Here is a 15,201-nt window from a genome sequence, read left to right as displayed (position 1 = left end):
TCGCTTCATGGCGATGCAGAGGGCGGCGGTATGGCGGCCACGTTGCGGGTGGTCGAATAGAGGCAAAAGGCAACAGGTAGAAAGAAAAGGGGCGGGAGGACGGGCGTATGCGCTCGTCCTCTCGCGCTGCGCTTGCCGATCGAGGCGACGTCTTGCGGAATCCGAGTGATTGCTGAGGGGTATAGCCCAGTGTTTCAACGGTGGGACGATGGTCTGCCCCTGTGGCTCCAGTCGGAGTCCGCGTTATGCGTCGAGGGTTGGCTCCGTGACGGAGGGTGCGGAGGGCGCCGGTTCCAGATCGATCCGGTCGATGCGCAAACCGTCCAGCTCGGCCACGCGCAGCAGATGCCCATTGACCGCGATCTCGTCGCCGACCTCTGGCCGCCGTCCAATCTGCCCAAACACGAACCCGCCCAGCGAGTTGTAGAACGGGTCGTCGATGTGGGTGCCGAATTGCTCATTGACCTCGTGAATCGACATCAGCCCGCTCAACCGCACGACGCCGTTCGCCAATTCTTGCACGTCCGGATCCTGTGATGACGGGCCATCGTCGACATCGCCGACGATGCGCTCCATGACGTCTTCGAGCGTCACCAGCCCCGCGGTTCCTCCATATTCATCTACGACGATCACCGCATGACTCTGCTTGGATCGCATGGTTGCCAGCAGCTCATCGAGCGGCATGTGTTCGGGGACGAATACGGCCGGGCGAATCCACTGGCGAAGTTGGAAATCGCGCCGCTCGGCGTTGGTACCCAGGCGCAAGAGGTCCTTGGAGAAGAAGATGCCGATGACCTCGTCGAGATCCTCCCGATAGGTCGGAAATCGGGAATGCCCGGATTCGAGCACCGTGCTGAGCACGTCGTCGTAGCTCGCATCGACGGCCAGCGCCACCAGCTCGGTGCGCGGCACCATCACTTCGTCGGCCATGATGTCGGCGAACTGGAACACCCGCTCGATCATCTCTTGTTCGCTTGGTTCCAGATAGCCGCTTTGCTGGCTGGCGGTGACGAGCATCTTCAGTTCGTCTTCTGTGTAGACCAGGCTGTGCTCACCTTCCCAGTGCAAGCCGAGGAGTCCCAGCACCCGGTCGGTCAGCCAGTAGAGGAGCGCGATGATCGGTCGGAACGGCACGCTGATCCAGGAGACCACTGGAGCGCTGAGCAGCACCGTCCGCTCTGAGCGTTGCAGCGCGATCATCTTTGGCGCCTGTTCGCCGATCACGATGTGCAGCAGCGTCACGATGAACAGCGCGATCGCCGCGGACACCACCCGCGCGCTGATCGGCGACGACTCGCCAAACACACGTTGCAATGCGGGGTCGATCAAATGCCCGATGGCGGGTTCCGCGATCCAACCGAGCGCCAGACTGGCGAGCGTGATACCCACCTGGCATGCGGAGATGAACCGATTGGGATCGTTCATCGCTTTCTGTACGGTCCGGGCGCTCCAGTTGCCTTCTTCGGCCAGCTGATTGATACGGGTAGCCCGCGCTGACACCAGCGCGAACTCCGCCGCAACGAAGAACCCGTTCATGAGCACGAGTCCCAGCACCGCCAGGAGTCGGATGGCTGTGTCCATTAGCGAACGCCTCCCAACATGATTCCAGCGATGCGAGAACCAGGAATCGTCACGACGAGCGGGGAGCAGGGAGGAGCGGGGATTCCGGGCACGACAAAGGGGCGCAGCAAGCTACGCCCCCAGGGTCGTTCGGGATTGGAATGCCAGCGGCCAACCGGCCGCTTATGACTGTCCGGGTCCAGAAATCAAAGCTCCTGATGATAGGCAAAGAGGCGGTCGCCATCGAGCCGGCGCAATTTCTGCAGCGCTTCGTTCTCGATCTGGCGCACCCGCTCGCGGCTGATCTGCAGCTTTTCGCCCACCTCGGCCAGTGTGTGCTGGTGGCTGTGGCCCAGCCCGAACCGGAGCTGGAGCACCAGCCGTTCGCGCGGGGTAAGGGTATCGAGCGCTGCCGCGACATCGCGCTTGAGCATGCTCTCGCTGGCTGCCTCGTACGGCGTTTCGGAGACCTCGTCGGCGATGAGATCGCCCAGACTGGTCTCGTCCTCGCTGCCAATCGGGGTTTCCAGCGAAATCGTGCGCTGAGCCGCCTGGATGATCTGCTGAATCTTCTCGGGGGCTACGGCCATGGCCTCGGCAACCTCTTCCGGGGTTGGCTGGCGGCCGAGCTCCTGGGCAAGCATATTCAGGGTCTTACGATAGCGGGAGATCGAATCGCCCATGTGGACCGGGAGGCGGATCGTGCGGCTCTGGTCCGCGATGGCGCGGGTAATGGCCTGTCGAATCCACCAGGTGGCATAGGTGCTGAAGCGGAAACCTTTGCGCCAGTCGTATTTCTGTACGGCGCGCATCAGACCGATATTGCCTTCCTGAATCAGGTCGAGCAGGGTCAGACCGCGGTTGACGTAGCGCTTGGCGATCGAAACCACCAGGCGCAGGTTGGCGCGCACGAACAACTGCGTTGCCGCCATGTCGCCGTCTTCGACCCGCTTGGCGAGCTCGATCTCCTGCGCATGGGTGAGCAGCGGGGTTTCAGCGATCTCACGAAGATAAAGGCGAACCGGATCGTTGATGAAATTGGGATCGAGGCGCTGAAGCACATCGAGATCGCGTTCGAGATCGACCTCGGGCTCGATATCCTCGGCGAGTTGTGTCTGCAACTCTTCGGGAAGATCGAGTTTTTCTTCGGGCGAAACGACCGCGTCTTTGACCAGTTCATCGAACTGGTCCATCCCATAGGTTTGAGTCGAATCACTCATGGGCGCATTTCTCCTTCTGACACCGGTCTTCTGCCGAGACACAGTGCCCGTGGAATAGATCTCGCGTTTCGAGAGGCAATTAGTGTGGGGGCCCGGTCAAGCAACGCCGCTCGTCCACGAGGGCAATCCGCGACCTCTAGCCAACATAATATACGTTCGTGACGGTGCTCCGGATCCATCGGCAGTCTCTCGTTCTGACGGGATTCGACGGAAGCTCACTGCTCTGCAACGGTGCATCGAGGCAAGATCGTTACAGCTTTCACAAACACGGCATTATATCAGAAAAACGCCAAAATCCAACTGTACGTACATGCGCCGAAAGAGCCAGTTTGGCGGGGAGATTGCGGAAAAGTTGACAACTGCTACAAAAAAGAATGCGGCGGGGCGAACCCCGCCGCGATCGGCTCCTCTGGAATCGGGTGAATTAGTGCGAGCCGCAACCGCAGCCGTGGGCGGTTTGCTCGTTTGCGCCGGTGTCGAACGAGTGGCCGCACGAGCAGGAGGCAACGGCGTTGGGATTGCGAACGGTGAAGCCGCCGCCCATGAGGGAGTTGACGTAATCGACCTCGGCGCCCTGCAGGTACATGCCGCTGAACGAATCGACCAGCAGCTTGACCCCGTCGGTTTCGATGACGGTGTCGTCGCTTTCAGCGATCTCTTCGACTGTCATCCCGTACTGCAGCCCCGAGCAGCCGCCCGGCGCCACGAAAACGCGCAGCATCTGGTCGGGAGTTCCCTGCTCGTCCAGGAATTCCTTGAGCTTGGAGACCGCCTCTGGCGTCATCGTGATCAAGGGCTCTGCCGCAACTGACATATCTCTGGTTCCTTTCGGGTTTCTTCAGCACGAACTCGGCATTCGTACGCGAGACGAACGCTTCACAAGAACGTGCTTACAAAATAATAGCGGAGGGTCGTCAACTGTCAAGCGTTTGCGAGCGGCGTGAATCCGGGCCGTCTTGCGGTCCCGATCGTCTTGCGCTGTTCCGCGAGCGGAACGCGTCTGCCGCCGACGCCAGGGTCGAGAAGCGCGCGCCGGCTTCCTTGAAATGGGCGATCAGCCGCTCCAGCATCATCAAGCGATGGCCACGGCCGATGACCTGTGGATGCATGGTGAGGGTGAACACGCCGTCCGGGATCTCGCGCATCATGAAGTCGAACTCGTCACGCCAGATTTCTTCCACTTTGGACGCCGCGGAGAGACCGGGCGAGACCCGGTTCGGCAGGCGGATGTATTCGAAGTGGGGAAAATCGTCGAGCAACCAGGAGACTGGCAGTTCGACGAGATCGACCGTGCGACCGAAGCGATACGGACCGTCAGGGTCGATCGTATCGCCTGTGCGGCACCAATAGGGCGAGAAATCGTCTGCCATCAACGAGCTTTCATAGCGAAAACCGTGCTTCAGCAAGAGGTCGATCGTGTGCGGGCTGTTGTCCCAGGCTGGAGATCGGTAGCCGACCGGACGAACCCCGGCGATTGCGTCCAATGCCGCGAGCCCACGCAGCAGCACGGCTTCTTCTGCTTCCGGAGTGAGATCGATCGGGTTTTCGTGCAGGTAGCCATGATGCCCGATTTCATGACCAGCGTCCGCTATCGCGCGGGTTTGCGACGGGTAGGTTTCGGCGGTGTGTCCGGTGACGAAGAAGGTGGCCGGAATTGCTTCTCGTTCCAGGAGCGAGAGGATGCGTGGCGCCGCGACTGCGCCAAACTCCCCGCGCGAGATCATGGAAGGCGATTTGGCGCCCATCGGTCCGATCCAGAGCGAGATGGCGTCGAAATCGAAGCTGAGGCAGACGGTGGGTGTCGTCACGGTTGCCATCCGCGCGCGGCAGTTTCTTGCATCAATGCCTCCCAGGCTGGTTTCGGCGCGCCGTCGCCTTTCCACCAGCGGAACCCGATCGAGCCGATGAATGCCGCAAAGGCTTCGCTGGTGTCTCCATAGAACGCGCAGATGGCATCGACGTGCGCGGGTCCATAGTCGTGCTGCATGGAGAGCGTGATCGAGAGAATCTGGCCAGCATGGTCATCCCAGGCGGCAAAGAGGGCGTGAATGAACTGCGCCTGCCGCTTGTCCGAGCTGCCATTCGCCGCGCTGGAGGGATAGCCCGCTTCGACGATGCGGATGACGCGGTCGGGATAGAGCGCGGCCAGTGTGTCGAAATCGTCCGTAATGGACGATGGATCGCGTACCTGCAGGTCGTCCATTGGAAAGTACGACGTGGCGATGATGTCGGAGACCTGGTCGATGTTGCTCCACCGGTCCGGATCGAGGATGCGGCTGTCGGTAGAGCTCTGGACACCCACCTCGATGCCGGGCCGGATGCTGTGCACATAGGTGGCCACCGCGGCGGTGAACGCGGCGAAGGCGTCCCAGGCGGTGACATCGTCGCCCAGATACTTGTCGACCTCCACGCCCACGATCAGAAGACGCACATCGGCTTCAGACAGCACGGCCATGACATGCTCGATCAGGTCGAGATATCGCTTGATGACCTCAGGATCGTCGAAGCTGCGGCCCGCCAGGTCGTCCGGCATGACCAGCCGGGAGCCGGCGACTGGTGTGATGGCGACATCGATCGACATTCCCATTGCCGGGAAGAAGAGCGCCGCCAGCGCGAGATTCCCGTCGTCGTATTCGCCTGGTTCCGGCTCCAGCGCTCCCCACGCGTACGTGATCGGAGCGCGGGTGACGCCTGCGGCATGCGCCAGCATGGCGGTGTACTCCGAATCTCCATTTTGAGCGGTGGTGAGCACCATGCCGAGCGAGCGGCCATCGGTCTGATGCGCCAGCAGCGGCGTGCTGGAGGGGACAAGGAGCAGAATCGCAAGGGCAATTGCACGGAAGATCGTCATAGGTCGCCAGGGTACGCAACTACACGGTGACAGGACAGCCGCCTTGCCCTATGACCAATCGCTATACATCATAATGAATTCGTGCGGTCTGGCGCGAACGCCATCAATTCTGAACAACGATTACCGCACCGAGAGGACTTTCGATGAGTGAAACAGTAACCCCGATTTCCGTAGCGTTTCCGGACGATGCCTCTGCGCGTCCCCGGTTGCGCCTCACCCTGGCGCCGATCCGCCTCCGTCTGAGTGCCGCCGACCAGGCGGAGTGGCTCACCGGCTCGTTCACGGATCCAACCGGACAGATGCCTTTGACGGTGCAAACGGATGGCGCCAATGTGCGCATCTCCTCGAGCAAGAATGTCACCGCGTTCCGCAAGTTCAAAGCCCCGGTGCTCGAACTCAAGGTGAGTACACGCCGGCCGTTCTCGCTGTCGATGGACTTGGGCGCTTCCGATCAGTCTCAGGTCGATCTGGGCGGTATTCCCGTCGTCGAAGCGGATATCAAGATCGGCGCAGGGCAGGCGAAGTTCGATTTCTCGCTGCCAAATCCGCATGAGATGGATAGCTTCGCGATGAAAGCCGGCGCAGCCGATCTGGCGCTGGCCGGCCTGGGCAACAGCGGCGCGCGCAAGATCGATCTCGACGGCGGGGCCGCTTCGATGACGGTCGACTTCGGCGGCCAACTGGCGCGCGATCTCGATGCCAGTATTCGCACTGGTATGACGGCTACCGAGGTCATTGTGCCGAAAACCACTGCGGCCCGTGTCCGCACCAAGACGGCGTTGGCCGGTGTCAACGTTGGCGATGGATTCACCGTAAAGGATGGCGCCTACAGCACGTTGGCCTTCCTTGGCGGCCATCAGCCGGTGCTTACCATCGACCTGCAGTCGGCGCTTGGTTCGGTTTCCATCAAGATGGACGACAGCATCGCGCTGCCCGCGTAACGACCAATCTCCAGAAAGCAATCACCGAGGGCCTGGCATTTGCCGGGCTCTCGGTGCGCATGGCCCTTTCCTGGTATCGGAACCTGCCGATAATCCATGGATAGACTAGCCATCGCCAGACAGCCTGCTCCAAGCCGCCACAGTGACCCCAGCGCCTGAACGCGGCCAGCGGCCGCTTGTCTCTTTGCGTGGCTGTAGGGGGATCGAGAGAGATTCACTCGCCCTCAGCTGCATCTCGTCGAGGCGGTCGACGATCTGCAGCTGGAGGCGAGCAATCGAGCGGTGAGACTCGGATGAGAGTGTGCCAAGCCGATGCCCGAATGGGAACCCTTCGAAAGTAGGGTTTTTCTGGTGGGCTGGCTGTTGGCGAGGCGCCAACTACGGACGGTCGAGCAGTCCGCGTTGCACTGCGAAAGCGGCGAGCGCCGTGCGCGAGCTGAGATCGAGTTTGCGCATGATGCTCTGCACGTGGCCCTTTACCGTGGTGAGGCTGATAAAGAGCGCGTCAGCAATGCCTTGATTGGACGCACCCGTAGCAAGCAGGCTCAGCACTTCCAGCTCGCGCGCGGTCAGCCCGTAGGTTGCTGAAGACGGCACGGTCGAAACGGCTGACGCTCCGGCCAGAAAGTTGGCTGCGGCAAGGGCTTCCTCGACCATGAGGTCATCGGGCAACTCGCGCCCAGCTTGCCACGACGCGGCGAAGGCTTCTGGGGTGAGCAACGCGCGCGCACGCGCGACCTCCTGCTCATACTCCGTGCGATAGGTTGGCCACATCGGCGCGCCGAGCCGCTCTTGCAATCCGCTGGCGATCCCATAGAGCCGCGCGCCCAGCGCGCCATTTCCCGTGGCCCCTGCGATATCTGCGAGATTCTCGATGCATTGCGATCCTTCGGTCAGATTGCCGTCGCGAGCGAAGAGCGGCAATGCCTCACCTGCTGCCACGGATGCCGCCTGATAGCGCCCGGACTTGTAGTGGAGATATGCGAGGTGGTTGAGCGCCCGTGCGATGCCCCACTGGTTTCCCAGTGCGCGATAGATTTCGAGCGCTTCATCACATTGCATTTCGGCGACCGCGAGATCGGCCGGGTTGCCCGGCTGTTCCGGAGTGCCCAGATCGCCCAGTTTCGCGAGCTGGATCAGTGTGTATGCGGCGTTGTAGCGGTCGCCTAGCTCCCGATAGATCGCAAGCGCGTTCTCGTATTGATGGCGTGCCGTCTGCTGATCGCCAATACCACGCGCCAGGTTGCCAAGCGTGCAGGCAGTGTCGGCCAGCGCGGCTGGGTCGGAACGTTGCTTCGCGAGCGCGCTCGCCGTTTCCGCGAACTCTGCCGCGCGCTCGAAGTCGCCGACAGTGGTTGCCAGCCGGGTCGCGAGAATTCGGGCGTGCAACGTGCGCTCGGGGAGAGTGCGATCGCCGGAGCGGTCGAGCGTCTGCGTGAGCCATTGCAATCCTTCCCGCTGATGCCCAAGCGCGCTCCACAAAGGGCCGAGCACCACGATCAAGCGGAGGAGTGCATCCGTATCATCCGCTTCGTCGAGCATCGCGAGCGCGACGCGTACATTGGGAAGCTCGCGCTCAAGGATTGCCGCCCATTCCCCCGGTCCATTTCCGATAAAGGCAGCACCAGCCCGTTCGGCGAGCGAGGTCAGCCAGCCGGTGAACCGGTCGACCGTGGCGTCTCGTTCGCCCGATGCGGTCAACTGTTCGATACCGAATCTCCGGATCAGGTCGAGCATCCAATAGCGGGGCGCCCCATCCGGGCGTGGTTCCTGCAGCAGCAAGCTGGCATCGATCAGCGCGACAAGCTCGGGCAAGAGCGCCAGGGGACGATCCGGCGCCGAAACGGCCTGAGCGGCCTCGAGCGAGCATCCACCGGCAAAGAGCGAGAGCTGCCGGAAACGCTGCTGTTGCTCGGGTGGCAACAGGTCGTAGCTCCATTGGATTGCAGCGCGCATTGTCTGATGGCGGGACGGTTGGTCGACGGGGCCACCTGAAAGCACGTCGAAATCGTGCGACAACCGCTCCAGCAGAGCCGGGGGCGAGAGCGCTTTGCCACGCGCCGCGGCCAGCTCGATGGCAAGCGGCACACCTCCGAGGCGGCGACAGATCTCCACAACAGCCGCGCTGTTGTTGTCGTCGATAGCGAACTCACCGCGCACCGCTCGGGTGCGGACCTCGAAAAGCGCGCAGGCGGGCGATCGGGAGAGATCGCCAACACTGCCCGATACGGGCAGTTCGAGCGGAGGAACCGCAAACTCATGCTCTCCGCTGATATGCAACGTCACGCGGCTGGTGACAAGGAAGCGAACCTCGCGCGTGGCGCGCATGAGGGTTGCGAGCTGACCGGCGGCCGCAGCGACATGTTCGAAGTTGTCGATCACGATCAGCATGCGCTGGTGATCGAGCGCGCGCGCCAAACGGTCTGGAATCAGGTGGGTGCCGGGGCCAACGACGCCGATCGCTTGCGCGATGGTCGGCAAGACCAGGTCCGGTTCGGTCAGGGGTGAGAGCGCCACGAATGCAATCCCATCCGGGAACTGCTCGTGCGCTTCGTTGGCGACCTGAATGGCCAGCCGGGTCTTGCCGATGCCGCCAGGACCTGTGAGGGTGACGAGCCGGATCTCCGGCCGAACGATCATATCCAGCACGGTAGCGGTGGCGCGGTCGCGTCCAAGGAAGGATGTGAGCGGCTGCGGCGGTGCTTCGAGAGGCATCGTTTCGGCCGCCCTCGGCATCAGCCGAACAGATGGCTTGGTAACCGCTTCAGGCGCCTCAGCCAACGTGTTCGACTCCCATGACCCTTCGACCAGTTTCTTGCCGGCGATGATACTCAACCTGGCAGACGCTGGGATGGGGGTATGTGCGCGCAATATGCGAAAAGCGGTGTTCCGGAATCTCCGGAACACCCCTTTCGTGCAGGAATTGCGATTCGCTAGTCGGCGACGATGGCCAAGTCCACGCTTTCGCGGGTTTCCGCCGGGGTCAGACGGAAATGGTCCATGGTCAGGCACTCGGTTGGGCACCAGTCGACGCAGATACCGCACCGGATGCAGGAGCGCTCATCGATCACCATGGCGGCGGCGTAGGGTCCCAGTTCGGCACGGGCCAACTGGGCCAGCTCGACGTCATTGTCGATCGAGTAGATGCGGTCCGGCGAGATCATTTCGATGCACCGATGCGGACATGCGTCCACGCAGCCATTGCAAAGGATGCAGCGATGCCCGTCGATGAAGATGTTCAACTGACACTGCAAGCAACGCTTGGCTTCCTCGAACCCGATTGGCTTGGTGTAGCCGATTTCGACTTCGATGGTGGTGTCGCCGGTGCCCATGCCGCGCATTGGCACGGGCAGCACTGGCATCTCCTGGCGGCCGACCGCGGAGTAGTCGTCGCCCCAGACGAGGCGGCGGCTCATGGCGCTCATCGACCATTCCGCCACGCCTTCGGAAAGCAGCGCGTTCGGAGTCGAGATGTACTCGGTGGGCACGCGGGTGATCTCGAGATCGCGCACCTTCGGTTTCGTGCCGCGCATTTGCGCGTCGATCAGCTCGGCGACACGTTTGCCCTCGCCAATCGACGAGATGAAGTTCGTCGGATTGATCACATAGTCGCCTGCGGCCCAGACATTGGGCAGCTCGGTGCGCAGATTCTGGTCCAAGAGCGGCACGCCGCGGCGGTCGCGGTTTGGCAGGGCGTCACCAAGGAAGCGGCTGTCCTGCTTCTGGCCGATGGCGCTGATGACCATGTCGCATTCGATGATGTATTCCGAACCCGCCACGGGTTCCGGCCGGCGGCGACCGCGGGCATCCGGCGCGCCGAGTTCGTTACGGATCATTTCGATGCCGATGACATTGCCATTGGCGTCACCGACGATTCGGTTCGGCGAGACCATGTACTGAATCTCGACGCCTTCGATTTCGGCTTCGTGGAGTTCGTATTCCTCGACCGGAATCTCCTGGATCGAGCGGCGATAGGTCATGACCGAGCGTTCGGCGCCCATGCGCAGGACGGTGCGCACGCAGTCCATCGAGGTGAATCCACCACCGACGGTGACGACATTCTTGCCGACCCAGACATCCTTCTTGCCGAGATTGACATCCTCCAGGAAACCGATACCAGAGACCACGCCGTTCAGGTGCTCGCCCGGGATGCCGATCTCTTGCGCGGTCTGGCAGCCGGCCGAGATCAGCACCACGTCGTACTGGTCGACGAGATCCATGAAGGGAATGTCTTTGCCGATCTCGGTATTGAAGTGGATGTCGATCCCGAGGTCGAGAATCTGCTCGGCCTCCTCGGTGATCACATCGCGCGGGAGACGCCACTCGGGCACGCCCACCCACATCACGCCGCCAGGCACCGGATACCGCTCGAAGATCGTGCAGGTATAGCCCTTGCGTGCCAGCTGGCGGGCCGAGGTCAGCCCGTTCACACCGGCGCCGATGATGGCGACCGTCAGGCCGTTGGGCGGCGGGATGACTTCGCGCCGGGTCTTGTCGCGGAAATCGGACGCCACACGCTTCAGGTAGCAGATGCCAATCGGGGCATCGACTTCCTTGCGGCGGCAGGCATCTTCGCACGGGCGGGCGCACATGCGGCCGAGACAGCCGGGAAAGACGTTGCTTTCGCGGTTGAGCTCGTAGCTATCGGAATAGCGGCCATCGGCGATGAGCGCGATGTAGCGGGAGATGTCGGTGTGCGACGGACAGGCCGTCATGCACGGTATGTTGTCGGAAAACCATTGCGCGTCGCCGGTATAGATGCGGTACCGCTTGCCGGTGCGTTCGGCGTAGGGCGCGAAGAACGACGCATCTACAAACGAGAGCAGCCGGATGCGCCTCGTGTCTTCGACCTCGATGTCGAAGCCCTGCCCGACAATGCCGCGGCTGGCAAGCTCGCCGGTGGCCAACCCAACTTCGGTCGAATCCATCGGGCGGAAGCGATCCGCCGGGGAGCCGCAGGAGGGACATTCGGCCGGGGGAGCGACACCATCGTGAATCCAGCCGCAGACTTTGCATCGAAACATTGCTCAAACACCTTCCGGTTCGTTCGTGCGGACCGGTTCGAAGAGAAGACCCACCACGCGTGTTTCCGACGCGTTCAAGTATACCGGTGGTGACAACTGGGCGGTGCAATGCTCTGCGATCGTGAATCCCGCCCCTGGCGGCCTGCGCATATGGTCGCGCGTGCCCATGCGTGGTACCTTCGAATCTACACATTTCTCAGTAGAAAGAGAGATATGTGCTCCGGCACTCGTTCCGAAGAGCGAAGGGAGACACTCATGGCACTCGGCGAATTTGTCGACAAGATCAAAGAGAAGATTCACGAAGTTTCCGGCGACGTGAAAGGCCACGCGGACAACGTAGGCGACTCTGCTCAGAAGGCTGCGGATGACGCAACCTCCAGTGCCAGCCAGGCGGTCGATGATGCCAAGGCAAAGGTCGACGAGCACACAGACAAGGTCAAAGATGCGGCCAGTGACGCGAAGCAAGCGGCGAGCGATGCCAAGGACAAGGCGGCCGATGCGGCTGGCGATGCCAAGGACAAGGCCAACAAGACCGTCGACAACGCCCAGAAGGCAGCTGGTGACGCCGCGGACAAGGTGTCAGACGCAGCAGACAAGGTGAAAGACAAGGCCGACTAACACGTCCAGGCCTCGCGCATCACATGCCCGCTGCCGTCGCGGTGCGCATCGGACGCACGTGATGACGGCGAATTGGATCCCTGCAATTCCCTGAGCAGCGAACCGGCGCGCCCGGTTCGTTGCTCAGCCGTACTCAATCTGGGCTGGTCTCGGAATCCGGACGGCTCAGTTCCAGACCGGTCTAGTTTGTGCGCCCGATCGACCCAATGATCAAGGCAAGCCCGCGCATCCCGCAGTCAAAGCTCTTGCGCCCGACTCCCGGCATCTGGGAGCTCGACCGGCCGCGCCTGATCGAACGCCTCAACGAGGGACGCACCGCCCCGCTCTCGATCATCTGTGGAATGGCTGGCAGCGGCAAGACGACGCTTGCTCGCCAGTGGGCTACTCAGCTCAAGCAACCGGTTGCCTGGATTACGCTCGACGAAAGCGACAACGAGCTGGGCCGTTTCGTCCTGCTCTTGGTCGAGGCGGTGCGGACCGTCTCACCGGAGTTTGGTTCGGCAACTCTCGGCGATCTTGGCTACGGCGCGCAACTGACCGCTGGCGATCTCGCTCTGAGTTTCTGCGACGAGATTGCCGCGATGGACGAACCGGTGACCGTGGTCATCGATGAGCTCCAGGTGCTGAACTCGACGGCGATTTTCGATTTCTTGATATGGGTGTTTCGCCTGCCGTTGCCGAACCTGCATCTTTGCCTGGTTGGCCGCACCGATCCCCCACTACCGCTCGCAAAATATCGGGCCCACTATCACCTGACCGAAATCCGGATTGCCCATCTCCTGACGACGTTCGATGAAACCAACGAATTCCTGGTGGAGATTGCGCACGCCGCGCTTTCTCCTGAGGCAGTGCGCCGGCTGCATGCCGAAACCGAGGGTTGGATCGCCGGTCTGCACCTCACCGCGCTCGCGCTCCGCGACGAGCGGGAGGATCCAGACGCGAGCGTCCTCTACCAGCGCGCCAACATCGATTCCATGGAGTTTCTGGTCAACGAGGTCATCGAGCGCGTACCACCTTCGTTGCAGCGCCGCATGCTGCTCTTGGCGATCCCTGAGCGCATCAATGCGGAGCTGAGCGGGCATCTGTTGCACACGTCACCGGATGCCGCCAGCTTCGATGTCGAAGCGCTCTTAGCTGATCTCGAAGCCAACGGATACTTTCTGGTTTCGCTGGGCGAGGATCGCACCTGGTATCGCTTCCATCCGCTCTTTCGGGCTGCCCTGATCGACACAACCACTCGCCGATTCGGTCCCGACACGATCAGCGATGGCCACCGGTTGGCGGCCGAGTGGTTTGCAGCCAATAACTTCGTCGATCAAGCGATCCAGCATCTCCTCGCAATTGGCGACTTCGATCGAGCCGCCGATCTTGTCGAGGAACATGCGCAGCACGCGCTTGCCACAGACAATTGGCTGATGCTCGAATGGTGGCTGAACGAACTGCCGACATCGGTTCGCAGTTCACGGCTCGAACTCGTGCTGGCGCAGGCCTGGATTCACCAACTGCGTGGAACGCACAGCGAAATCCCGCCGCTCGTGCTCAGCGCGACACGTCTGGCCGCCAGCAACCACGCGCTTTCCGAGGCTGACAGATCTGCAATCGACCTGGAGATCGAACTCCTCGGAGCGATCAATCCACCACCGGGAGTAGATAGTTCGTACCTCCAATCGATCGGTCAGCGAGCCTGGAAATCCATGGTCGATCGCAATCGCATGGGAGCCGTCTATGCGTTCTATTACGTGTTGCTCGGAGCTGTTGATGAGAACAGATTCGACGATGCCAGTCTTGAGTTCGAGACAATTTCCAACGGGATTTCCGGGCACGATAGCTTCTTCTCGAAACGAGCCGACATCTGGGCACTGACGTTTGCTGCCGTCCTGCGCCTCTGGCATGGCGAGCTCGACGACGCGTGGAGCCATGGGCAGCGGCTTCTTGCAACATCCACCGATCTTGGATTGTCACGGTCGACCGCAGAAGCGCACACGTTGCTCGGTTCGGTCAGTTTGCAGCGTAACGAGCTCGAAGAGGCTGCTCAGCACTTTGGGGTGACGGTCGACGAACCGGCAACAGGTATCCTCTACAAGCGCGAGGCGCTCTACGATTTGGCGCGCATCGCCACCATGCTGGGCGACGATGCTGAGGCGGACCGGATCGTTTCTCGACTCTTCGATCTTCACTATTCGGTGAAATGGATGTTTGGCATTCCGGCCGTTCGGGCGCTTCAGGCCGAGGTGGCGCTGCTTCGCGGAGATCGAAAAACAGCCATTGCCTGGGCAGAATCGGCAGCGGTCGACGCCGAGCAAGATGGTCTGGCGTCCGTGGTGGTGCCCGCGTTGATCAAGGCGCGCATACTCGTGTCCGAACCGATGCGGTCAACTGGCAACCTCAGGGAGGCGGACGAACTGCTGGCCGTACTTGCCAGGCGATTGGCGACGCAGCACGTGCATCGGCTCTGGATTGCCGTCCGCACGTTGCAAGCGGTCGTGCTCGACTTGACTGGAGCCAATCTGAAAGCGCTCCGTCTGCTGGATGACACGATTGCGGCAGCCAAGGGGCACATCCGGCCGTTCCTGGATCAGAGTCCGCACGTATCGGCATTGCTCGAGCAACTGGTGCAACGAGATGGGCGATCGGGCATGCGCGCGGTGCTGCTGGATGCAAGCCGCGCCGACGCGAACCGCCGATCCATCACACGCCCCCCTGATCTCCCGGCGCCCGCCAGCATCCGTCCGTATGAGGGTGTCGAGGAGCTCTCGGCGCGGGAACAAGAGGTTCTTGAATTTCTCGCCGCGCGGTACTCGAACAAAGAGATCGCCCATGAACTCGGAATCTCACCGCTGACGGTGAAACGGCATACGATCAACCTCTATGCGAAGCTCGGTGTGAGCGGGCGTCGCGAAGCGGTGCGGGCCTACTACCGCTCGAGCTGACCAATTTCCCGCGAAACTCGATGGCAACCGGACAATTTGCTCCTTTTTGGACCATGA

10 protein-coding genes are annotated in these 15,201 nt (G+C 61.8%); 3 read left to right on the top strand and 7 right to left on the bottom strand.

Annotated elements, in window-relative coordinates; all coding sequences use genetic code 11:
* Positions 1 to 243 precede the first annotated feature (243 nt).
* The 5 genes from R2855_14910 to R2855_14890 all read right to left on the bottom strand — a co-directional run bounded on the left by R2855_14910 (position 244) and on the right by R2855_14890 (position 5,631).
* Positions 244 to 1,581: a hemolysin family protein gene (locus R2855_14910; protein ID MEZ4532291.1), complete on the bottom strand. Its 1,338-nt coding sequence runs from the start codon at positions 1,579 to 1,581 to the stop codon at positions 244 to 246.
* A 185-nt stretch (positions 1,582 to 1,766) separates the two neighbouring features.
* The gene (locus R2855_14905) at positions 1,767 to 2,780 is read right to left on the bottom strand and encodes a sigma-70 family RNA polymerase sigma factor (GenBank protein ID MEZ4532290.1); all 1,014 of its coding nucleotides are present in this window, start codon (positions 2,778 to 2,780) and stop codon (positions 1,767 to 1,769) included.
* A gap of 424 nt (positions 2,781 to 3,204) precedes the next feature.
* On the bottom strand, positions 3,205 to 3,594 hold the full coding sequence (gene erpA / locus R2855_14900; GenBank protein ID MEZ4532289.1) for an iron-sulfur cluster insertion protein ErpA: 390 nt from the start codon (positions 3,592 to 3,594) through the stop codon (positions 3,205 to 3,207).
* A 100-nt stretch (positions 3,595 to 3,694) separates the two neighbouring features.
* The gene (locus R2855_14895) at positions 3,695 to 4,588 is read right to left on the bottom strand and encodes a polysaccharide deacetylase (GenBank protein MEZ4532288.1); all 894 of its coding nucleotides are present in this window, start codon (positions 4,586 to 4,588) and stop codon (positions 3,695 to 3,697) included.
* Positions 4,585 to 5,631 carry a hypothetical protein gene (locus R2855_14890; GenBank protein MEZ4532287.1) on the bottom strand — a complete coding sequence of 349 codons (1,047 nt, stop codon included), beginning with the start codon at positions 5,629 to 5,631 and terminating at the stop codon, positions 4,585 to 4,587. Before R2855_14890 ends, R2855_14895 begins: the two co-directional genes overlap by 4 nt.
* Positions 5,632 to 5,774: 143 nt before the next feature.
* Here R2855_14890 and R2855_14885 point away from each other — a divergent pair, with 143 nt between their 5' ends.
* Positions 5,775 to 6,572 carry a hypothetical protein gene (locus tag R2855_14885; protein MEZ4532286.1) on the top strand — a complete coding sequence of 266 codons (798 nt, stop codon included), beginning with the start codon at positions 5,775 to 5,777 and terminating at the stop codon, positions 6,570 to 6,572.
* A gap of 378 nt (positions 6,573 to 6,950) precedes the next feature.
* On the opposite strand, the gene R2855_14880 is transcribed toward R2855_14885, so the two are convergent.
* The gene (locus R2855_14880; GenBank protein MEZ4532285.1) at positions 6,951 to 9,407 is read right to left on the bottom strand and encodes a LuxR C-terminal-related transcriptional regulator; all 2,457 of its coding nucleotides are present in this window, start codon (positions 9,405 to 9,407) and stop codon (positions 6,951 to 6,953) included.
* Positions 9,408 to 9,505: 98 nt separating this feature from the next.
* Entirely contained in the window at positions 9,506 to 11,500 is a 1,995-nt protein-coding gene (locus R2855_14875) for an FAD-dependent oxidoreductase (GenBank protein ID MEZ4532284.1), read from the bottom strand.
* A 351-nt stretch (positions 11,501 to 11,851) separates the two neighbouring features.
* On the opposite strand from R2855_14875, the gene R2855_14870 reads away from it, so the two are divergent.
* Positions 11,852 to 12,214, top strand: a complete 363-nt coding sequence (locus R2855_14870; protein ID MEZ4532283.1) for a hypothetical protein — start codon at positions 11,852 to 11,854, stop codon at positions 12,212 to 12,214.
* Between the two features lie 206 nt (positions 12,215 to 12,420).
* Positions 12,421 to 15,144 carry a LuxR C-terminal-related transcriptional regulator gene (locus R2855_14865; GenBank protein ID MEZ4532282.1) on the top strand — a complete coding sequence of 908 codons (2,724 nt, stop codon included), beginning with the start codon at positions 12,421 to 12,423 and terminating at the stop codon, positions 15,142 to 15,144.
* Positions 15,145 to 15,201: the final 57 nt, after the last annotated feature.

It is taken from the genome of Thermomicrobiales bacterium, assembly GCA_041390825.1.
GTDB lineage: Bacteria > Chloroflexota > Chloroflexia > Thermomicrobiales > UBA6265 > JAMLHN01.
Note: the sequence above shows the minus strand (reverse complement) of the source record. Positions and strands in the feature narration are given on the sequence as shown.